The sequence below is a fragment of the Exiguobacterium sp. N4-1P genome (assembly GCF_002214325.1).
The window spans coordinates 2,890,041-2,910,953 of the sequence record NZ_CP022236.1; the positions used below are offsets into that span (position 1 = coordinate 2,890,041).

The window sequence follows — 20,913 nt, forward strand, 5'->3', positions numbered from 1 at the left end:
GTCAGTTCGCTACCGCTTCCAGTCGAATCTTTAAACAGGTGAATTCAAATGGTGTGTCGCAGGTCACCCGTTCAAGCCGCCGCTTTCCGACACGCCGGTCGAGCAAGGCAAAGCCGCGGATAAAGGCATGGGGATGCGTCAACGCTTCTTCAATTGATAGTGTCGGGTACAACAGAAAATCCTGTTGGACGGCATAATTGGCATGCCATCCCTCTTGTTCCAACTCCCGTTCGATTTGCTGGTCTAATTCACTTGATGCCTTATACCAGTCTGATTGAAAGATTTCCAACGTAATCTGTTCCGGCTTTTCCGGCAAGCGGTTCTTCACCAACGCATAACGACGATCTGACTCTAATGTAAAACGTAAATCTTCGGCCTTAAAAAAGGGTTTTCCATCCAGTGTCATCCAGACTCGAGCTTCGCCGTCATGAAAATGACGATCGACTGTTGCATAGAGATTTATACGTGTCTGAAGCGATGGTGCGACAAACGACAACATCTGTTTTTTTATTTTTGAGAATTGCATCGGGTCCTCCTTTTACACACATCAAACACCAGGCAACAACTGACTGCCTGGTGTTTAGTTTACCCGTTCTTCATATCGAACGACTCCGTCAACGTGAAAGTAATTTGCTTCACATCAAGACCCCCGAGCGTAAAGTAGAGCTTGAAGTAATTATGCGGATTAAAGACGAAAACGTCTTTCGTTTGCGTCACCCATTCGCCGTTCGTCCCGTTGAATGTAAAGGTCGCGACCGGCATATTGTTCGCAAACAGCGTCACCGGCATCTGCGCCAGCTCACCGGCAAACGAACGTACTTCTAGCGAAACATGATACATACCTGTCTCTTCTGCAGTCACAGCAAAAACATGACTGTTCCCAGTTGACGTAACAAGTTCATCGAAGACCAGTGGCACACCACTGATGAGTGGTTGATGCGTCATGGCTTGTTCGTTTGTATCCATTGTTTCTTCTGGTAATCCTATCACTTCAACTGTCGCTTCTTGACCAAGCGCCCGTTCCATGACCGGTGAGCGGAGAATGAAGCGGCAAATGTTTGATGCACTCCGGAGTAGCTCCGCCCGTGTCAATGTGCCGTCAGTGATTGATGTTAATGTATCATCCTCAAACGGATTGGCACCCGATTCACCGACGACCATGTATAAATCGTTTTGCGAACGGACCATCGCTGCCGTTTGTTGACGGTTCGCGTCCGTTCCTTCAGCATTGATCTTCGCCCACCAGTCGGTCATGACGACACCTTCAAAGCCCCACTCGTCACGCAGAATCCGGGTGTTCTGATCATAGAGTCCAGCTGTCCAAAGGCCATTGACGGCACCATACGTCGTCATAATCGCATAGGCTTGCCCGCGTTTGACAGCATGCTCAAATCCTTTGAGATAAATCTCCCGTAAGGCCCGTTCCGAGACAATCGAATCGAGATCATGGCGATGGAATTCCTGGTTGTTGGCGCTTAAATGTTTAAGTGTTCCCGTCACGCCGACCCGGTGCATCCCGTCCAGTTCAGCGACCGCCATCATCCCCGTCAGGTGCGGATCTTCCGAGAAGTACTCGAAGTTTCGCCCGTTGAGCGGATGACGGTGAATGTTCATCCCCGGTCCGAGCAAAGTATCGACGCCATTTTTCCGAAGTTCAAGTCCTGTCATCTCAAATAAGTCAGCCACGAGCTCGACGTTAAAGGTCGAGGCGACAAGCGTCCCGTTCGGAAGCGAAAAGGCTTTTGTTCCGATATCCATCCGGATGCCGGACGGACCGTCGGCACAGCAGGCTGCTGGGATCCCGAACGCCGTCAGCCGGTCGGTCACGCCGCCAAACGCCGCCGCTGTTCCCGGTGTGACACGCGGTGAATTCATCCCTTCACCGCGGACGATCGCGGCGAGATCCTCATCCGTTAACTGATCGAGGAACACGTCGAGTGATGTGTTGCCTTCGTAAACGTCCTGCAATGTCAGTCCTTGATCGTCCGAGTAGATCCGCTCTACGGGACGTTCCGCTAAGCGACGGGCTTCCGGATCAATCGTCCGCAATGGTGTCGCTTCGTACGACACGTCGTAACCGGTCTCCGTCTGTTGCGGCTTCAAGCGGTCGAATGCCGTGACCGGTGCCATGTTTTCGCTTAACGTCTCGATCACCTGTAACTGCCCGATCGTTTGCGTGGCCACGTGCGCCGCCGTCCGGACATCTGTTCCGACGTACAGATGATATACTCCCGCTTCGATGACGTAAGACGATTTATGACCGGTCTGACCGGAGTCATCGTAGCTCGCGTATTCCGTCAGTGGAACCGTTAACGTCAGCGTTTCACTTTGACCCGCTTCAAGGAGTTGGGTCTTCGCGAACGTCACAAGTCCGCGGGCCGGATTGCCGAGCTTCCCTTGTGGTTTCTCAAGATAGACCTGGACGACTTCTTTTCCGCTGTGCTCTCCTGTATTCGTGACGGTGACGGTTAACGTCACCTGTTGCTCCGTCATATCGATCGTATCCGTCGCGACGTCAAACGTCGTATACGATAAGCCGAATCCGAACGGATAGAGAACGTCGTCTTTCGCAAACGTCTCGAAGTAACGGTACCCGACATAGATATCTTCTTTGTAAATCGCCCGGTCTTCGTGACCGAAGTACGGTGTCGACGGATACGCATCAAGTGAACGGGTAATCGTATCCGGCAGTTTCCCGGATGGTGTGACTGCGCCCGTCAACAGATCGACTAAGGCATTGCCGCCTTCCATCCCGCCTTGCCATCCGTACAGAATCGCACTCGGATTGAAATCGACTGCCCACTGCATATCGATGACGTTCCCGACGTTCAGTAAAACAACCGTCTTCGGGAAGGTCTGCGAGACTTTTTCGATCAACGTCAACTCGACGTCCGTCAGCAGATAACTGCCCGGGTCCGCCGTGTTATCCCGGTCTTCACCGGCTGTCCGGCCGATCATGACGATGGCGACATCTGACTGTTCCGCTGCGGCTGCGACCAACTCATCGCTAACCGGCATTTCTTCCTGTGACCATGTTTCTGCCGCCCAACCTTCCCCTTTATCAAAGGGGTGATCTTCGAGCCATGCTTCATAGACGTCGAGTAACGACTGGTTCAGTGTCAAATCCGGATGACGTTGCAGGGCTTCGAGCGGACTGACTACGTATGAGACGTTGACCATTCCACCTGATCCTGTTCCACTTTTATAATAATTGAACTGATTGCGTCCAAAAACAGAAATCGTTGTCCCGGTAGCAAGTGGTAACGTCTGATTATCATTTTTTAACAGGACCGCGCCTTCTGCGGCCGTCTTTCGTGCAAGTGCTGTATAAGCGTCCCAATCTAGCGTGTATGTCGTCATCTGCTCATCCCCCTATGGTGTTTGTATCAGATTTTATCTCAGCAAACCGTTTCTGAAGACCGTTCGCGATTTCCGTGATGCAGTCTTCCGCTTGCGGGTATTGCCCGAGTTTTTCAATGAAGGCATGATCCATGCCGTTGTACTGAATCCGTTTTGTTTTGACGCCGGCCCGCGCGAGTTTCCGTCCGTACGCTTCGCCTTCAAGACGGAGGTAATCGTACTCTGCCGTGATGATTAACGTTTCCGGTAATTCTGCCAGCTTGTCACTGAAGAGTGGTGAGACGTGCGGATCCTGTACGTCCGTCGTCCCTTGCAGGTACAAGCGGTTTAACAAGCCATCCGTGTCTTCAAGTGCTGTGACAATCCCTTCAAGTAACTCACGATTTTCGTTCATCTCGTACGCGTCAAGACGCCACTCGAAGTCGTCCGTCGGCAAGGCGGCAAGATTAACGACCGGATAGAGCAGGACTTGGTACTGGATCATCTCTGTCTGTTGTTCGCGGTCAAGCAGGGCACAGACGGTCGCCAGGTTGCCGCCGGCACTGTCGCCGGCGACGGCTAGCTGCTCGCTGTTGATGCCGAGCTCATGCGCCTGTTCGTAGACCCATCTGACGGCCGCGAAACAATCGTTCAGACCGCTCGGGAAAGGATGTTCCGGTGCGAGCCGGTAATCGACGGAAATGACGACGACGTGCGCCCTTTCTGCCAGCAACTTACACGGGTGCTCGACCGGTTCAAGCGTCCCGCCGAAAAAGCCGCCGCCGTGAAAGTAGAGAACAGCCGGTAACGGTTCCGTCGACCGGGGACGATAGATTCGTGCCGGAATCGGTTGCTCGGCACTCGGTATCGTGATGTTTTCCGTCGTGATGTCTGTCGTCGTCAGATCAGTATTGATCCAACCCATCCCGGCCCGTGCCGCTTCGAGTGAAAATGGTGCTGCCGGTTGACTGTCTTGTTGTTGCTGCATCACGTCAATGACCCGTGGATCGAGCACACCTGTTTCTTGGCGGTCCGGCACCGGTTTGATGACGACTTCAACGCCATCTTGCAGTTTACCAGTCGTTTTTTCCGCTAACCGATCGACCAATTGCTGATAATCCTGTCCCATGCATCTTCCTCCTTTAACTCCATCATTTGCTTGCTTATCAGAGATCATTCATTTGTAAAAATAAGTATCGAAACCGCTTTCGTAAATATTCAAAAAATTTTCAGGATCCCTTTATCAATAAAAAGATACCGCTTACAAAACCAATCATACGCATCTTTATCCGATTAATCAATCATTCTGGATGATTCAAAAAAAGCCACTTATCTTTCGCGCGCTTTCCTTACCGGAATGACGTAAAATGAGTGGCTTTTTGACTTAACTTAAAATATTTTCTTCGGAAACAAGCTTAAAGCCGTCAATAATCGTATCTTCCTCGACTTCAATCAACAGACACTGTTTACCGTTGTAGTTGACCTGTTTGATGTACTTCAAGTCTTGCGGACTGACCGTGATGTTTGCGACTTTCGTATTGATTTTAATCGACTTCGCTTCATAGTTCGGGACGATGTTGCTCGCCTTCATTTCGTATGCCGTATCATCGATGACCGTCTTAAAGGCCCGCTCGACCTGTTCCGTGTCGACGTCTTCGATGCCGCTCGCTTTTAAGACCCGTTCGACTTCTTTGACGTCAAGCATCGGAATCTCTTCCGGCTCGTCTTCTTTTTCATCCTCAAGCACAAGCAGGTGATTGACTTCCTCATAGACGCCGGCAAGCGTTTTGGAATCGACTTCTTCGCCGATGACGAGTTTGACGATTTCTTCAAAGACCGCTTTATCTTCTTCCGCCGTCACGATATGGTCCCCGTTCAGGACATTTTCGATGAAGGCAAGGTCCGGTTTATTCGGCTTGCTTGCTGTGTAAAGGACACGGTTGACGTCCGCCGCATTATCGGTAAAGCACGGGAATAAAAAACCGCCGATCGGTGACGCGAGTTTAATGACCGGATTGATCAGCAGGTTCGATTTGAATTCGAGATCAACGTAGTCGAAGACGAGCGACTGTTTCGGCAGTTCCGTCTGATTGAGACTGCTGAGAATGAACGGTGTCGTATAGACTTCATCGTTCTTATCAACTTCCGTCTCGTCTGCCTGCCGTTTCGTCGTCTTGTAATACTGCCCACGGATGAACGTGACGACGATATCGTTTTCGTACTGCACGTCCTGCACCATCTTCAGCGCAATCTGTTGCATCTGCTCCGTCCAGTCTTCCGTTTCTTCCGTGTACAATCCTTCATACAGCGACTGTTGCGTATGTCCGGTCGCGCCTTCTTCCGGCTGCTGGAACTTGACCTCAAACAGCTTGATGTCGAGCTTACCGGTTAAAACTTTCTTGAAGTTCGCGAGGAATAGTTCCTGTTGCTCGAGTTCGAGAAAAGCGAACGGTCGGCTTTCTTCATAGAAAATTTCACTCGTTTCCTTGCGGATATATACATTATAAATTTCGTTGATTTTAAGTAGTTCCGAGTCGACCTTAAAATGGCGACGGATATCACTGATGTCTTGTTTGTTCACGGTACAGCTTCAGCTCCTTGGCGTTTGAATTCCTGATGGCTCTTAAAAAAAGAGTGCCTCCTGTCCGAATCGAACAGAGGTACCCCTTTACTATACAAGATTTGAATCAAATTCGCTGACAGAGTTCAATTCTTCGCCCGGGAACTGAATAAATAATGTCTAATTAGATAACCGACCAGAAAAATCAGCAACGCGATGGAAAAGTAGACGATGAAATTCAGCGCGACCGGCAGAAAAATCGAGACGACATAAATAATCATCACCGTGACGGCATAAAACAGTAAAAACTGGCTGATGGCTTTCAATGGATTTCTCCTTTGACGGAATTCGTATCAATCCTGTTCGAAGGCTCTAAAACTGTAAGAGTTCGTAATTGGTTCATGGATCACCAATTCGTAGCCGAGACCTCGTTCATCCGCTTGCTCGACAATGGACTCAATCTGAACCGTATTAAGGTGGCGTTGGACGAAGACGAGTGAAATGGCTACCGCGAACGCTAAACCAGTTAAAAGAACGATAGATGTAATAGATGAATGTAATCTTTTTTTCATGGTCTCAGCCCCTTTTTCAATTAATACGTTTTATTTCATCGAAAGTTCCTAGTTTTATTATTATGGCAGTTTTATAAATCTACTTTCTTTGTGTCTTCATATTGTCCATGTCAATACCATTTAATTTTTGTAATTTTTACATGATTTCAACCCTTTTAAAAAAATTCAATGGCATACTGAAAAGTGTAAGAGGATTCTCTCATCATAACCTACATAAGAGGAGGCAGTTCATGTTCCAGAAACTCAAGTTACTCGCCGTATCCGTTGTCTTGTTCCTCACTGCATTTCAGTTCGACCTTTCACCCGTCTCGGCACTCCCGTCCGGACTTCCTTCAAAAGCAACCGCTCAGTCTGAATTAAATGCATTAACGGTCAAGACCGAGGGCACGATGACCGGTTACTCCCGTGATCTCTTCCCGCATTGGAGCAGCCAAGGTGGTGGATGTGACACACGCCAAGTCGTCTTAAAACGTGATGCGGATTCTTACGTCGGCAACTGTCCGGTCACATCCGGCTCATGGTACAGTTATTATGACGGGCTGACGTTCACGAACCCGTCCGATCTCGACATCGACCACGTCGTGCCGCTCGCTGAAGCATGGCGTTCTGGGGCAAGCAGCTGGACGACGACGACCCGTCAAGCATTCGCAAACGATCTGACAGGTCCGCAACTGATTGCGGTTTCTGCAAGCTCGAACCGTTCAAAAGGAGACCAAGATCCATCAACATGGCAACCGACACGCTCGGGTGCAAGCTGTGGTTACTCGAAGATGTGGATCCATACAAAAAGTCGCTGGGGCTTAAGTCTCCAAGCAGCCGAAAAAACAGCATTACAAACGATGTTAAACACATGTTATTACTAAAAGAAGCACACATTCCCCATAAATCAAGTTATCCGGAAGGACTGATTCGATGGAAACGAAAACCTCTACTTTCACCGCCACGCATGGTGTGATGACAAATGAAGTCGGCGTCATCAGCGGCGAGCTGGAATTACGGACGACATGCCAGGAGGACGGCATGCTGGAGCTTGCGATTTTATATGCCGGGGCAACAGACGTCTATACCTTACCAGGGAAAGATTATCAGTTATATGATGCCCGCGATCATGACGTGGTACACCGGATGTTAGCAACTGTGCTTGAACGTACTTAAGAAGAGAAAAAGCAGCCATGGCGAAGGTTCTCGTCTTGGCTGCTTTTAAATGTTTTATCGTCCGATGCGACGAAAGGCAACAATCACACCGACTGAACTCATTAAGAATGCAAACAGAATATACGCATCGCTTTTCGTATAGTCTCCACTCGTTTCGTCACTGTCTGCATTGTTACTCGCTTCATTATTTAAGGGTTGATTGTTATTTGGATTTTCTCCATCAGCATTTTGAGGCGGTCCTTGTCCTTGTCCTTGTCCGCCCCCCATATTTTCATTGAGGTACGTCTTTTTCTCTTCAATCGTCATCGTCTCAAAATCATCTGGTAAGGCGATTGGCAGATTTCCAGATTGAATCTGTTCGACAAATTGATTAAATTCTTCATCTGTCATCGAGTTAATGTCGGGTCTTGGCCCCATATTCCCTCCTGGTTGTGCTGGTGCACCTTCTTCATTCGTAGTTTGTTTATTATTGTCTGGGGTTTGATTTGCAGCTGAATTGTTTTCAGCTACCTCGTCAGCGTCAACCACGAGTTCACCCGATAATTGAGCTAATATTGATTCACTGCGTTGTTTAGCAAACTCTGGGAGACTGTTTTCACCACTGACACCTTCTAAAAATTCTTCCGTTGTAAAGAATTTAGAAGGATCGCTGTCGACGTAGGGTTCTAATAAGATACCGAGCTTCGACGTAATAGACTCCACGTTTTCTTCAGTTAAAATTTCAGTCGCAATTTCTTCTAGATACTCCTCGTATTGCTTCGATAAGGTTTCGTCACTTAATAGTACGTTCAACAAAGGACGTTCAGATAAAGTTGTACCAGAAACGGGCTGATCTATGCTGAAGTTGATCGTGTCTTCACTTAATAATTCTCCAGCCTGCGTTCCGCCACCTTGATTCCCTCCACCTGCTTGAGGAGTTACCGGTTCTGCATCTGTATCAGACTCTTGCGTGGGCGGAACTTGTTCCGGTCTAGTTTCAGGAGCTGTTACTTCTTCACCTTGTGTGTCTGCACCATTTTGTGTAGCTTCTTCGCCCGGTCCGCCTTGACCACCGGGTCCACCCTGACCGCCCCCACCCATGTTAAATCCACCAAACGACATATTATAATCCCAAGGTAAAATCGAAAATTCACCGTCTGCATCTTCGTAGAGATAATAATTATGCTTCAGTTGGCCTTGATAACTATCTAAGCTGACTAAGGACGTGTTCAGGGCAAAATAGCGGAGCATCTCATCCGTATTCAGGTAATCCTCATACCCCTCCCCTTCATTGATGGCTTTCAGCATCGAGATCAATTCAGATTCGTCTACACTTTCTTCATTCATTTCAACTTCGATACCTTCATAATCTTCAAGTGAATCACTTATATAAACCAAATCACTACCTGTACCGTCCGGCTTATACAAGTACCCTTCCGTCGTATTATAATTTTGGGCGATAAACGTCTCGTCAATTGCTTCTACACCGAGCATCAGTCCATAGTATTCACCATTCACCATGACCTTCATGTAGGCATGCTCCGGTGTCTCTATTCCCATTTGCTCCATCAATTCATAAGAAACAAACTCTTTCATTTGTGTGGTATCACTAAAGTTGTTATTTAAATTGAGTTTGGATAGACCATAATAACTTTGATTGGAATCGTAATAGTTAAAATCTACTTTTAAGCTATACCGATCTGAATCTTCATCACGAGCAACTGATGTTAATGAGGAGTTTCCTTTTGTACGGATGGCTACATTCGAAACTTCTTCTCCATTAATCGTGATAGAAGCTTCTTTATACTCCTCCTCAAGCGGATTTTCAATCAAATCCTCCCATTCATCGTCATCCATTGAAATCTCAATAGTAGAAACTTCATCTTTATTAAACAAGGTTTCGTCATACGAATACGCAGAATCTACTTTTTGTAGTTGAAACTCTTGAACCGTATAAAGGCTCCCCACTGTAAAGAAAATCGCAACAAGCATCAACGTGATAATCCATCTTTTTTTTATTAACATTTTCACCCCTCCATTACGTAAATCTTAAGTGATCTGTTTAGTTGAAACAGCGGTGGCAGCAAGAGTTTTCTTGCTGCCACTTGAGGTTCTCTCTTTTAATTAGGCAGTAAAGTTCCCGTCGTAACTGATCATGACCGCTGATTGAACACCTTTCATATCTGAAAGTGTGTTTAAAAATTCCATATCGTCTTCTTTAACACGAATTTCGTAAGTTACCTCAAACTGATTACCGGGTAACACAGACTTTGATTTGACTGTATGTTTCTTCGCATAATTCTTGACGACGTGATCTACTAATTCAATGACTGAATTTTCGTTATATTTGATAACAAGTAAATACGGATTCTCGATTTTGATTTTATTCACGAACAAAATTAAAACTAGACCAATGGCGATAGAACCTAATACTGCCAGAGGAACGAATCCTGCTCCACATAAAATCCCGACTACGATTGCCCAGAAAAGATAAACAATGTCCATCGGATCTTTAATCGGTGTCCGGAAACGGACGATCGATAGCGCACCAACCATACCAAGAGACAACAAGACATTTGACGAAATCCCCATGATAATGAGTGAAGTCGCCATCGTCATGATAATCAGCGAGATGTTGAACGTATGAGAATAAATCACGCCGGCAAATGTCTTTTTATATACCGTGTAAATCAATAAACCTAAAATAAACGCTGCCACTAAACCGATCAAAGAATCAACAATTGAAAAGCTCGTTGTTTTCTCTAAAATATTGGACTTGAAAATATCATCAAAAGTTACATTTTCCATTTCTATTCCTCCAAATGACTAATCTTTTATACGTTAGTCTTTTTTATTATCCGTACATTCGACTCATTTGATATTTTGAATACGTTCCTTTTCGTCTGTTACCAATCTGAAGAAGTTTTTTTATGACATCCGGTAGAAATTCGTCATACTTAATTTCTAAAATGACGACATCCGGATTCGTTTCAATCATCGGCAAATCAAAATTGAGAACGTCATTATTTCGAAAACTGGTTTTGATATCACTGTCAAACGTGACCCGGACATTCCCGTAATGATAAATGAACACTTCACGTTCATAATCCACTACGGTCATTGGTTTGATGTGATACATCTTCATTTCAATATAGAGTTCACGAATCAACATTCGTTCATCATGTTCCATCCAAGAAATCTCGCCATTTCGCATGTCTTCATACTCTTCAATGCGAATGCGACATTTTTGCTTGTACGTGAGATTATTACGCTTACTTTTCTTCTCCAAATGGAGAAGACTGATACGATGGTCATACAACCGCACACGAAATTTATCACGGTCGTAGTAGCCTTCTTTTTTTTGCGTTAGCACTTTATTATCGATGTTATCGAAATACACGCTTCGAATATGATATTTGCCTTCCTCGTTTGCATGAGGATCGACCTCCATAACGTGCTTCAATCGATGGCGAAGCAGGTAACAATCCATTTTTGATAGCTCGTGCTTAAGCTCCGTCCGCCCTTGTACACCATTCAACGTCTTTGCCTGCATAGCGTTCAACTCCCTTTTAATAACTTCCTCATGCCTTGATTATTAAAGATGAACCTTAAAAATTGCTTAAAGTTTTACGCGATTTGAACAAAAAAAAAAGGAAATCACAAATGCGTGATTTCCTTTTTAGGCAATTTAATTTGAAAAATACTTCCTTTTGATTCACCAGTATCGACTACTTTAATTGTGCCGCCATGACTAACGACAATCCAGTGGGCGATTGCTAAACCTAGACCGGTCCCACCGGTATCTCGTGTCCTCGCTTTATCTTCTCTAAAGAATCTTTCAAAAATTCGTTTTCTATTTTCCGGACTTATTCCAATGCCTGTATCACTTATTTCTATGATTATCTTATGTCCTTCCAGATATGTTTTCACCCCGATACTTCCATTTTCCGCGGTAAACTTTAATGCATTATCCAACAGGATGACGAACAGTTGATGCATCCTGCTCTTATCTGCTTCAATTTCTATCGGAGTATTTACATGAAGCCACATCGTTTTATCTTGCATTTCAGCAATTTCAAGATAGGGCTGACAGACACGTCGTACAAAATCATCTAAGTGGAACGTTTCTGTACTTAACAGGGTTTCCAATGAATCTGCACGGGCAAGCGTTAGCAAGTCGGTCGTCAGCTTCGACATGCGTCTTGTTTCAGATAAACTGAGTGCAATGCTCTCAAAAGAGTCTACAATTTTTTCATTAGGCTGGACCAATAACAATTCAAGCTTATTTTGAATGATCGTCAACGGGGTTCTTAACTCATGCGAAGCATTCTCCACAAATTCAGCCTGGCGATCCCAGGACTTAATGATTGGTTGCATTGTTTTTTTGGATAGTAAATAACTAATCGTAAGAGAAAGAACAATGCTTACAATTGAACAAATCAGTAAAATCCATCTGAAGTTTTCGGTTAGACTTTCTTCAGCATCTGTATTAATTAACAGTTGGGTGTAGGAAAAATCATCACTCTCATCATTCTCGTAAGACAAAGACCGAAAAGTATATTCATCCTTTAAGCGAACCTTCGTGACTTCATTCAAGGACTCTTCGTTAAAGCTTTGGTCTTCAAAATAATTTTGATAGAACTGCGTACCAATCTGATCTTCATTTACATTTTCGCCCTTACTATTCCACCGTAAGACAATGATTCGTGGATTTAACGGGGGCGCCAGCTGGTCCGGTTGTCCACGGTCAGCCGGCAGATTTTCTTGCTGATCTAAGTCTTCACGTTGTATTTTTTGTTTGAAATTATATAACTCCTCATCCGCTTTTTTATAAAGCGTACTTTGAACGAGTGTAAAAATAATCACGCTGAATATCGCAAAAATCAGCGTAAATGCAATAAAGTTCAACGACATAAACGTAAATTGCTGCTTGCTTATTATCTTGTTTTTATTCATGCGTCCTGACCTTCCTCGGATAACATATAACCTAATCCACGAAATGTCTTAATGTAACGATCGTAATCATATGCCTTTAATATTTTACGAAGATGACTTGTATAGACTTCGACGACTGTATTCGTCGTATCTGATTGAAAGCCCCAAATCCGGTCAAATATTTGTTCTTTCGTCACGATCGTTTCTTTGTTGTTAATGAGATACTCAAGTAGTTCAAATTGCTTTCGATTCAACTTAATCGACTCTCCGTTTAAAGTGGCAGTTTTAGTTTTTACATTCAGAATAAGCTCTTTAAACGAAATATTATTTTCTTTGAAATGCCCAATTGTCCTTCGAACGATTGCCTCTAACCGTAACAATAATTCTTCCCGGTGAAAGGGTTTCACTAAATAATCATCTGCACCTAGACGAAGACCCTGTATTTTATCATCAATCGCATCTTTAGCTGTTAAAATAATTACGGGTGTCGTGATGTCCTTTGACCGTAATGCCTGTAATACTTCGTATCCGTTCATAAGCGGCAACATCAAGTCTAAAATAATAATGTCATGGATGTTTTGCTCAGCTAAATAAAGCCCTTCTTCTCCGTCAAAGGCTTGAGAAGTTTCATATAATGTATTCGTAGACTCGACAATTGTATTGGACAGCATCACATCATCTTCAATAATTAGTATTTTCATAAGATCCTCACTTTTCAATTTAAACTTTATTCTGCACCACTGAGATTAGAGAAGAAACAATCTATTTCGCACGTGTAAAGTTTACCGTAATAAAGATTGTATCAGACTAAAGATTAGACGGTATCATGATCCGATTAGAGTCGCTAAGTATGCTGATTTTAACTAAACCTTACATCCTTTATTTGATGTGTCTAACACCTTCTTAAAGGTTTGCAATTTTTTCATCTAGCGTAACACAATGAAATGCCATACAAATCAATTGCTTATTTTAATTTTGTAGACACAGAAAAAGGAGTTGTTTATTTGCACCCATATACCAAAAAAAGACCATCTGAAACGCTGCTTAACGTTTCAGATAGTCTCTCTTTTCAATTCTATTCACTTATGATACGGCTCATTCCGATTAATCCGATATGCCCGGTAAATCTGTTCACAGAGAATCATCTTCATCAATTGATGTGGAAACGTCATCTTCGAGAAGGAAATCGTATCGTTCGCCCGTTGTATGACTTCCGGTGCGAGACCAAGCGATCCACCGATGACGAAGGCGATTTTACTTTTGCCGTACGTCGCCAGTCGGTCGAGTTCTGTTGCAAACTGTTCGCTCGTCCGTTGCTTTCCTTCGATAGCAAGTGCGTAGACATGAACGTCCGGTCCAATCTTCGCTAAAATCCGTTCGCCCTCTTTTTTCTTCACTTGCTGCATCTCCGCGTCACTTAGTTGTTCCGGTGCTTTTTCGTCTGGCACCTCGATTTCTTGAATCGAACAATAGGCGCCAAGCCGTTTCGTATATTCGGCAATCCCTTGTTTCAAGTACTTCTCTTTCAGCTTTCCGACCGTGATAATGGTAATTTGCATCATTTTTCTCGCTTTCTGACAGAAAATTCAGGAGTTATCCACAGAGTTATCCACATGTCCACATGTTGATAATTATTTTTTGCTTGACACAAGATATGTTGCGGGCTGATCACAGTACTCACAAGTGACGGTTTTTTCTGAATTCACTTCTTCCAAAATCGGGTATTCTTCCGTTTCATCGACGACTTCGTCCAGTGCTAACTCGACGTGTTCCAAACAGACATATTTATCCACAGGTATTCTCCTCCTTTTTAGTTATCCACAGTTATCCGCTACCAGTATAACAAAAATCGGCTTCTTCAACCGCTTAAAAGTTATCCACATGCGTGGTATTCTCGCTTCTTTTCGTTCCATGATTAAGCTGCTGCTCATCGTGTCGGCTGCACGCGACTCCTACAGGAAAAAGCACGGCTCGTCCGTGCTGTCAGAGGAAAACGAGACCCTGGCATCTGCCGTCAGGCAAGAAACCAACGGCTCGTTCCTCGCCTGAGGAAAGCGCGTGACAGCACATCACGATGACTCTTTCTCTTTCTTTCATACGCCCATTCATATCCCCAAACAAAAAAACTACCCGTACATGTACGAGTAGTTAATCTGAATCTGTTATTGCACCGTCGCCGCTTGTGCCGACAACTTCACATCAAGGGACTGTTTATCCCCATTCCGGTAGAACGTCACTTTGACGGTCTGTCCGACTTTCGCATCACGGTACAGGACACTCTTGAGATCTGCGAATGAATTAATCTTTGTCCCGTCGATTTCGACGATGACGTCATTTGCTTTCATCCCTGCTTTTTCTGCTCCACTGTTGTTTGTCAGACCGACGACGACGATTCCTTTCGTCACGTCACTCGGCAGTTTCAGGCGGTCCTCACGGTAGCCGCTCGGGAACTCCTGGACGTCCCGAATCTGAATCCCGAGTTGCGGGCGAATGACTTCACCGTTCTGTTCGAGGTCACGCATGATTGGTAAGGCTTCGTTGATCGGAATCGCAAAACCGACACCTTCGACGCTTGCTTCCGCAATCTTCATCGAGTTGATCCCGATCAATTGACCGGACGTATTGATCAGTGCTCCGCCCGAGTTCCCGGGGTTAATCGCCGCGTCCGTCTGGATGACTTCCGTGTTGAAGTCCTGCTGGCCGTCCTTGTTCGTATCGACCGGCACCGTCCGTTCCTGGGCACTGATGACACCACGTGTGACCGAGTTTGCGAAGATCCCGAGCGGGTTGCCGATCGCGAGGACCGTTTCACCGGCACGTAACGTATCGGAGTCACCGATTTTCGCGACCTGTGTCACTTTTGCTGCATCGATGGATAAGACGGCTAAATCATACGTCGGATCTTCGCCGAGGACTTTCGCTTCGAGCGCCGTTCCGTCTGATAACGTGACCGACAAGCTGCTTGCCCCTTCAACGACGTGATAGTTCGTCACGACATAGGCTTTATTGCCATCTTTTTTATAGATGACGCCGGATCCTGCTCCTGTCTCTTGATCCGCACCGCGGAATGAACTTTGTAAGTTCGTCACACTGACGACGGCTTCTTTCGTTTTACTGACGGCACCGACGATATCATTCTCGGCTTCCGTCGCTGTCGTCGCTGCCTGTTCCGTCGTCACCGTCGCGGCTGGTGTCGGACTCGTCATTTGATCACGGGCAAATGGCCAGGCGATCAAGGCAATCAGTAAGGCGCCGATGACGCCGCCGATTAAGCCGACAAAAAATGCTTTACCACCGCCACCACGCTTACGTGGAGGTTCGTCTGTTTCTTCATATGGTTCACGATAAGGACTGACCGGTTCTTCTTCAGTCGGTCGGCGCGGTGGAAATCCGCTCTCCTCATCGGTCGATTGATTGATCTGTTCCGATTCATTCCGTGGTTCTTCAGGTCGATCCATCGGCACATGCCTCCTTCTTAAACTCTCTTTACACAAGTATACCCCCATCACCTGGCAAGTTAGCCAAATGTGGGGGTCTTTTGAGCATATTCAGTAATTTCCCATAATCAGAGCTTCAGGAGTGGTGTCGGAATGACGGGATCGGTATCAAGCAGATGAATCTTGCTGAGGTCGACATCCCGGCTCGCCAGTGTCTGGGAGACACTCATCCGGGCCAGTTCCTTCATGTTGTTGTCCTTGCTCAAATGGGCCATATGGATCCGTTTCGTCCGCTCGTCGAGCACCTCGCTCATCGCGACCGCCGCGTCTTCGTTCGAGACGTGACCGTAGTCGCCAAGGATTCGGCGTTTAACGCTCCACGGGTAGTGTCCCATCTGGAGCATCCCGATATCATGATTCGCTTCGAAGATGTAGGCATCGGCACCACGAATCGTCCCTTTCATCCGGTCCGAGACGTAGCCGGTATCCGTGATATGGGCGAGTCGTTTCCCTTCATGGGCGAACTGGAAGAACATCGGATCGGCTGCGTCATGGCTGACGTTAAACGATTCGACTTCGATATCGCCGAACTGTTTCACTTCGCCGACTTCCCAGAGGAACTTCAAGGCGGGATCAATCTTCCCAATCTTCGCTTCCATCGCGTCCCATGTCTTTTGGTTCGCATAGAGCGGGATGTTGTACTTGCGGGCTAAGATGCCGACCCCTTTAATATGATCCGAGTGTTCATGGGTGACGAACAGCCCATCGATGCCTTCCGGTGACCGGTGAATCTGGTCGAACAATGCAAGCATCGCTTTTCCTGTCAATCCGGCATCGACGAGCAGCCGGCTTTGTTCACTTTCGATGTAGAGGGCATTTCCCGTCGAGCCGCTCGCAAGAACGCTATAGTGTAGGCTCATCGTGTATTCCTCATTTCTCTGAAACTGTATCGAGGCGTTCGATCGTCTGAACACCCCCGTCAATCGCGTTGACGAAATAAAGTTCTTCCCCGTCGAGTTCGATCTGCCACGTCGGCGGTAAAATCTGGACCGATTTTGTCCCTTCCGTCACGAGACAGAAATAGCCAAGCTTATGGCCTGTCATTTTTTTCGAGGCCGGGAAAAGACCTTGCTCCGACAATTGGATGACGGCTTCGCTCGCTGACAACAACGTCACGTCCTGTGCTTGGCGGACGACTTCGTTCAAGTGACGTTGCTTATAGCTGACGATTTCCTTGTCATCGTTCAGCTGCAGGACGAGCAGGGACGGACCAATCATCGCCTCATCATCCCGTGATTGCTCCGGTGTCGAATACAGCGGTTGTCCTTTATACGTCTGCACGAACGTCATTTCATTTTGTTTATTATCAAACTTCCAAAACGTGTAGTCTGAACCGTGATTAACGGACGACTGGACGAATGAAGTCGCCGAGTCGCGCATCGCTTTTGCGTCGAGCGGTGACGGCTTCGACAACCGAACAGACCATTCGACCTGATTTTTGACTGATGTGATTGCATCTTTAATCGGTGAGCTCTCTTTTGGTGCCAGTGAGCTCGAATCGACTTCTGCCGTCAAATAACCGATGTCGCGAGACGCGGTCTGCAGTTGTTTTTCGTCAATCTTCCGATCTTTCAAAATCGTCTTTCCGGACGCCGTCGTCGCGACGATCCGTGGTTCAATCATCCGATCCATCAATTGAACGACCAGGTAGACGTTCAGGATGAGGAAAGTCAGAATCAACAACGTCTTTGCTTTACTCCAATCCATTCAACATTACCCCTCATTTCCAATTGCTTGATCGACTGTGCTCCATTCTCCATCCCGTTTGACGAACCATGCCGGTTCAAACAGGGCGTAGCGACTCGTCGCGATTTTGTATGTCATGCTGTAGCCGACTCGAATTCCGGTGATGTCCTGCATAAGGTCTGCTTGCTCCAGCTCTTTCACCGTCTGTTCAATCGTCGGTAACGTCGTTTCCTTTAACAAAAGTTTCCGGTCTGCCCGTAACATGCTCCGGCTGATCGACCGGATTTGATTTTCTTCGAACGTCATCTTGATCGTCGCTAAATCAAATTCTGGTTGTTCGAGCAACGGGCCAATTTCGCCGAAGACCGGATAACGATTCAAATAGAGACGGAAGATTGCCGTTTGTTGCTCTTCTTGACTACTCATTTGATCGAAGTAATAACGGAAGCCACTGCGTTGTGTGACTTGGTCGAGCCAGCCCCCATGAATATTGATGTAGCTGACGAGCGTACTGTAATCGACTGCCGTACTTTGTGTATTCGGTGACAGCGTGTTGAAACGATAGGCATTGTAATCCCGGTCATACGTCGAGACGCTGACCCCATCCGTCAACACGTCGAGTCCGTCTCGTCCCTTGATTTGCTGCACATTCGTATTCGCTGTGAAGAACGCACTGCGAATCCGGTCGAGTGGTTTCGGGTCCTGTCCGACTTCGTCATAGACAAACACTTCTTCAAGACGAGGGGTCGCTGTTGCGACGTACGTGTAGTCACCGCCTTTAAGCTCGACCTTCGTCATCGGTTTTTTCTTATCGTAGGCAAAGAGGCGTTTTAAGACTGTCTCGTCGCCGACCAATTGAAAGTCTTTAAAGCGACCAGTCGCTGACTCGAGCCGAAGAATCGGTCCGTCATAATCGAGCAGATAGAGCCGTTTAATCGGTTCAGCCATCGCAATCTCTTTTTCACCGAGTAGTTCTTCAAGCATCGCTGCCGTGACCGGTGTCGGGAAAATCATCTCGACACTCCGTTTGCTGAGCGGGATGTTTGAGGCTTTATCCGTCAAGACGAGGACACCGATATCAAACGAAGCACCAATCCGGTTCAAAATCGTCCGCCCGATGATTTGTGTCTGATAGGCTTCCACACCATTCGAATAGACGACGAGTTCCGGATTAACGAGCTGATTACTTTCAACCGTCTTTGAAGCATCAATCTCATTAAACGATACTTGTTCCTGCTCAATCGATTCACTACTTGGATGATATGTCCAAAGCATTGCCGTCTGAAAAATAGAACCACATACAAGTAGAATCAGCAGGGTCGTTTTCAGTCGTTGCTTCATCATCCGGCATCCACCTCTTCAATCACTTCATAAGGAAGGGTAAAGTAAATCGTCGTACCACGTCCCCATTCACTTTCTGCCCAAATGTCGCCGCCATGTGCCGAAACGACATCTTTCGCGATCGAGAGACCGAGACCTGTCCCACCAATCTTCCGTGCCCGTGCCTTATCGACACGATAGAAACGTTCGAAGATTTTTTGCAGGTTCGCTTTCGGAATCCCGACTCCCTCATCCTTGATGCTGATGACGATCCGTTTCGCCCGTAACATCGTCCGGACGGTAATCGTTCCGCCTTCCGGTGAATACTTGATCGCATTCGTCAAAATGTTATCGGCAACTTGAATCAACTTATCCTGGTCCCCACGAATATAAACTTTCCGTTTCATGATTTTCCGGCGGAAGCGAATCCGCTCCGGTTTTGTCATGTCATGACGATCGAGAATTTCATTAATGAACTGGATATAGTCGAAGCGCACTTTATTCATCTTATATTCCTTACTATCCATTTTCGACAGTTGCAGGAGGTCTGTGACGAGACGAATCATCCGCTCCGTCTCATTTTGTGTCGTCTCAAGGAAGCGTGGTGCAAGTTCTTCGTCTTGATAGGCCCCTTCTGCGAGTGCTTCGAGATAACTCCGCATCGTCGTCAATGGAGTCCGGAGTTCGTGACTGACGTTCGCGACGAACTCGCGGCGGTCCTGTTCGACTTGCTCTTGTTCCGTGACGTCATGCAAGACGATGATCATTCCGGTAATCGGTCCACTGTGTTTCTTGACGGGCGAGAAGAACGCCCGGACGAGGAACAGTTCATCCTCACTACTGAAATCAAGCAAGCGTGGTGGCATTGTTCCGTCTTCCGGAATCATGAAGTCATCCCCGAGTGCGAGTAAATCCTTCAGATTCGTTCCGACCATGCCTGCCTCTTCGACGCCGACGATGTCTTTTGCTTGATCATTCATCAAGATGACACGGAGCGTCCGGTCCGTAGCGATCACACCGTCCGTCATGTTTTCGAGGACGCTCGTCAACTTCCGTCGTTCCGCTTCCGTCGTCGCGTTTGCTTCGAGCAACTCGTCGGTCAATTCGTTGAACGACCGGGCCAGCTGTCCGATTTCGTCATCGGAATAGACTTTTACTTTCCGGGAGAAGTTCCCCCGGCGCATCTCAATCGCTTGCCGACGCATGTCGGAAATCGGTCGCGTGATCGTTCGAGATAACAGCACCCCGAGAATCGACGTGATGACAAGTGCAATCACTGTTCCCGTCGCTAGAATGCGGGTGACCTGTTGCATCTGTGAATAGATCGACTCCATCGATGCCCGGACATAAATCATCCCGATCGTCGAACCATCACCTTCTGACGTGACAGGTACGGCGAAGATTCGGATTTTATCTTCATTCGGATCAAGGACGGTATCGATTCGGGTCGAACTCGTCGCCTGTGCTTTTTTGATTAACGAGTTTGTCGCCCGTTGCCCAACCGCCGACTGGTTGTCCTCATCCGACGTCGCTTGAATGACAGAATCCTGGTCGATGATTTGGACTTCGAGAATGTCGTTCCTTGAAGTGGAGCCACTACTAAACTCAGACAGCAGCTGCCCAAGAGACTCAGACAACTGCCGTTTAGAGGCTTCATCATCGCCTGCCTTATCAAATTCCTTCCCGACATTGTAAGCTACAAGTCCGGCTCGGTCCTCGACAGATTTTGAGAAGTTTGTAATGTACTGCTTTTCAAGGGAACGAACGAAATAGACTCCAATGACTTGCATCGCGACTAAAATCAGTAACGCGTAAATGACGACAAGTTTCCACTGGATGGATTTAAAGAAGTTCGTTCCTTTTAACATAG

Annotated in this window: 20 protein-coding genes; 2 read left to right on the forward strand and 18 right to left on the reverse strand. The window is 46.6% G+C overall.

Features of this window, described 5'->3' with window-relative positions; translation table 11 throughout:
• Position 1: 1 nt before the first annotated feature.
• The 6 genes from A0126_RS14760 to A0126_RS14785 form a co-directional block, all read right to left on the reverse strand.
• Complete coding sequence (locus A0126_RS14760) at positions 2-526, reverse strand: SF0329 family protein (RefSeq protein WP_088838281.1); 525 nt, start codon at positions 524-526, stop codon at positions 2-4.
• Positions 527-585: 59 nt separating this feature from the next.
• On the reverse strand, positions 586-3,360 hold the full coding sequence (locus A0126_RS14765; protein ID WP_088838282.1) for a glycoside hydrolase family 3 protein: 2,775 nt from the start codon (positions 3,358-3,360) through the stop codon (positions 586-588).
• A 4-nt stretch (positions 3,361-3,364) separates the two neighbouring features.
• Complete coding sequence (locus A0126_RS14770) at positions 3,365-4,468, reverse strand: alpha/beta hydrolase (protein ID WP_088838283.1); 1,104 nt, start codon at positions 4,466-4,468, stop codon at positions 3,365-3,367.
• Between the two features lie 255 nt (positions 4,469-4,723).
• Complete coding sequence (locus A0126_RS14775; RefSeq protein ID WP_088838284.1) at positions 4,724-5,920, reverse strand: DUF4317 domain-containing protein; 1,197 nt, start codon at positions 5,918-5,920, stop codon at positions 4,724-4,726.
• Positions 5,921-6,045: 125 nt separating this feature from the next.
• Positions 6,046-6,225, reverse strand: a complete 180-nt coding sequence (locus tag A0126_RS14780; RefSeq protein WP_088838285.1) for a hypothetical protein — start codon at positions 6,223-6,225, stop codon at positions 6,046-6,048.
• 27 nt (positions 6,226-6,252) lie between these two features.
• A complete protein-coding gene (locus A0126_RS14785) occupies positions 6,253-6,471 on the reverse strand; it encodes a hypothetical protein (RefSeq protein WP_088838286.1) in 219 nt (72 codons plus the stop codon).
• Positions 6,472-6,701: 230 nt separating this feature from the next.
• On the opposite strand from A0126_RS14785, the gene A0126_RS14790 reads away from it, so the two are divergent.
• Both A0126_RS14790 and A0126_RS14795 read left to right on the forward strand, forming a co-directional pair.
• The gene (locus tag A0126_RS14790) at positions 6,702-7,334 is read left to right on the forward strand and encodes an HNH endonuclease family protein (protein ID WP_088838287.1); all 633 of its coding nucleotides are present in this window, start codon (positions 6,702-6,704) and stop codon (positions 7,332-7,334) included.
• Positions 7,335-7,383: 49 nt separating this feature from the next.
• Positions 7,384-7,626, forward strand: a complete 243-nt coding sequence (locus A0126_RS14795) for a hypothetical protein (protein ID WP_088838288.1) — start codon at positions 7,384-7,386, stop codon at positions 7,624-7,626.
• A 54-nt stretch (positions 7,627-7,680) separates the two neighbouring features.
• On the opposite strand, the gene A0126_RS14800 is transcribed toward A0126_RS14795, so the two are convergent.
• From A0126_RS14800 to walK, 12 genes are all read right to left on the reverse strand, one after another.
• On the reverse strand, positions 7,681-9,630 hold the full coding sequence (locus tag A0126_RS14800) for a CotH kinase family protein (RefSeq protein WP_088838289.1): 1,950 nt from the start codon (positions 9,628-9,630) through the stop codon (positions 7,681-7,683).
• A gap of 99 nt (positions 9,631-9,729) precedes the next feature.
• Positions 9,730-10,413: a DUF4956 domain-containing protein gene (locus A0126_RS14805; protein ID WP_088838290.1), complete on the reverse strand. Its 684-nt coding sequence runs from the start codon at positions 10,411-10,413 to the stop codon at positions 9,730-9,732.
• A 46-nt stretch (positions 10,414-10,459) separates the two neighbouring features.
• Positions 10,460-11,158, reverse strand: coding sequence for a polyphosphate polymerase domain-containing protein (locus A0126_RS14810; protein WP_088838291.1), 699 nt, complete (start codon positions 11,156-11,158; stop codon positions 10,460-10,462).
• A 104-nt stretch (positions 11,159-11,262) separates the two neighbouring features.
• Positions 11,263-12,561: a sensor histidine kinase gene (locus tag A0126_RS14815; RefSeq protein ID WP_088838292.1), complete on the reverse strand. Its 1,299-nt coding sequence runs from the start codon at positions 12,559-12,561 to the stop codon at positions 11,263-11,265.
• Positions 12,558-13,241, reverse strand: coding sequence for a response regulator transcription factor (locus A0126_RS14820; protein ID WP_088838293.1), 684 nt, complete (start codon positions 13,239-13,241; stop codon positions 12,558-12,560). The genes A0126_RS14815 and A0126_RS14820 overlap by 4 nt, the downstream gene beginning before the upstream one ends.
• A gap of 378 nt (positions 13,242-13,619) precedes the next feature.
• Positions 13,620-14,099 (reverse strand): 23S rRNA (pseudouridine(1915)-N(3))-methyltransferase RlmH, encoded by a 480-nt coding sequence (rlmH, locus tag A0126_RS14825; RefSeq protein WP_088838532.1) that lies wholly within the window; start codon positions 14,097-14,099, stop codon positions 13,620-13,622.
• Between the two features lie 72 nt (positions 14,100-14,171).
• Positions 14,172-14,333 (reverse strand): CxxH/CxxC protein, encoded by a 162-nt coding sequence (locus A0126_RS14830; protein ID WP_084157652.1) that lies wholly within the window; start codon positions 14,331-14,333, stop codon positions 14,172-14,174.
• A 369-nt stretch (positions 14,334-14,702) separates the two neighbouring features.
• The gene (locus A0126_RS14835; protein ID WP_088838294.1) at positions 14,703-15,998 is read right to left on the reverse strand and encodes a S1C family serine protease; all 1,296 of its coding nucleotides are present in this window, start codon (positions 15,996-15,998) and stop codon (positions 14,703-14,705) included.
• Between the two features lie 107 nt (positions 15,999-16,105).
• On the reverse strand, positions 16,106-16,897 hold the full coding sequence (locus tag A0126_RS14840; protein ID WP_029332152.1) for an MBL fold metallo-hydrolase: 792 nt from the start codon (positions 16,895-16,897) through the stop codon (positions 16,106-16,108).
• A gap of 10 nt (positions 16,898-16,907) precedes the next feature.
• Positions 16,908-17,744, reverse strand: a complete 837-nt coding sequence (locus A0126_RS14845) for a two-component system regulatory protein YycI (RefSeq protein ID WP_088838295.1) — start codon at positions 17,742-17,744, stop codon at positions 16,908-16,910.
• Positions 17,745-17,750: 6 nt separating this feature from the next.
• On the reverse strand, positions 17,751-19,067 hold the full coding sequence (locus A0126_RS14850) for a YycH family regulatory protein (RefSeq protein ID WP_088838296.1): 1,317 nt from the start codon (positions 19,065-19,067) through the stop codon (positions 17,751-17,753).
• On the reverse strand, positions 19,064-20,911 hold the full coding sequence (gene walK, locus A0126_RS14855; RefSeq protein WP_029332155.1) for a cell wall metabolism sensor histidine kinase WalK: 1,848 nt from the start codon (positions 20,909-20,911) through the stop codon (positions 19,064-19,066). Before walK ends, A0126_RS14850 begins: the two co-directional genes overlap by 4 nt.
• Positions 20,912-20,913 lie beyond the last annotated feature (2 nt).

What these genes read in the sequence shown, in the direction of transcription:
- A0126_RS14760 (WP_088838281.1), bottom strand. Translation starts at nt 526, where the DNA reads ATGCAATTCTCAAAAATAAAAAAACAGATGTTGTCGTTTGTCGCACCA.
- A0126_RS14765 (WP_088838282.1), bottom strand. Translation starts at nt 3,360, where the DNA reads ATGACGACATACACGCTAGATTGGGACGCTTATACAGCACTTGCACGA.
- A0126_RS14770 (WP_088838283.1), bottom strand. Translation starts at nt 4,468, where the DNA reads ATGGGACAGGATTATCAGCAATTGGTCGATCGGTTAGCGGAAAAAACG.
- A0126_RS14785 (WP_088838286.1), bottom strand. Translation starts at nt 6,471, where the DNA reads ATGAAAAAAAGATTACATTCATCTATTACATCTATCGTTCTTTTAACT.
- A0126_RS14790 (WP_088838287.1), top strand. Translation starts at nt 6,702, where the DNA reads ATGTTCCAGAAACTCAAGTTACTCGCCGTATCCGTTGTCTTGTTCCTC.
- A0126_RS14795 (WP_088838288.1), top strand. Translation starts at nt 7,384, where the DNA reads ATGGAAACGAAAACCTCTACTTTCACCGCCACGCATGGTGTGATGACA.
- A0126_RS14800 (WP_088838289.1), bottom strand. Translation starts at nt 9,630, where the DNA reads ATGTTAATAAAAAAAAGATGGATTATCACGTTGATGCTTGTTGCGATT.
- A0126_RS14805 (WP_088838290.1), bottom strand. Translation starts at nt 10,413, where the DNA reads ATGGAAAATGTAACTTTTGATGATATTTTCAAGTCCAATATTTTAGAG.
- A0126_RS14810 (WP_088838291.1), bottom strand. Translation starts at nt 11,158, where the DNA reads ATGCAGGCAAAGACGTTGAATGGTGTACAAGGGCGGACGGAGCTTAAG.
- A0126_RS14815 (WP_088838292.1), bottom strand. Translation starts at nt 12,561, where the DNA reads ATGAATAAAAACAAGATAATAAGCAAGCAGCAATTTACGTTTATGTCG.
- A0126_RS14820 (WP_088838293.1), bottom strand. Translation starts at nt 13,241, where the DNA reads ATGAAAATACTAATTATTGAAGATGATGTGATGCTGTCCAATACAATT.
- rlmH (WP_088838532.1), bottom strand. Translation starts at nt 14,099, where the DNA reads ATGCAAATTACCATTATCACGGTCGGAAAGCTGAAAGAGAAGTACTTG.
- A0126_RS14835 (WP_088838294.1), bottom strand. Translation starts at nt 15,998, where the DNA reads ATGGATCGACCTGAAGAACCACGGAATGAATCGGAACAGATCAATCAA.
- A0126_RS14840 (WP_029332152.1), bottom strand. Translation starts at nt 16,897, where the DNA reads ATGAGCCTACACTATAGCGTTCTTGCGAGCGGCTCGACGGGAAATGCC.
- A0126_RS14845 (WP_088838295.1), bottom strand. Translation starts at nt 17,744, where the DNA reads ATGGATTGGAGTAAAGCAAAGACGTTGTTGATTCTGACTTTCCTCATC.
- A0126_RS14850 (WP_088838296.1), bottom strand. Translation starts at nt 19,067, where the DNA reads ATGATGAAGCAACGACTGAAAACGACCCTGCTGATTCTACTTGTATGT.
- walK (WP_029332155.1), bottom strand. Translation starts at nt 20,911, where the DNA reads ATGTTAAAAGGAACGAACTTCTTTAAATCCATCCAGTGGAAACTTGTC.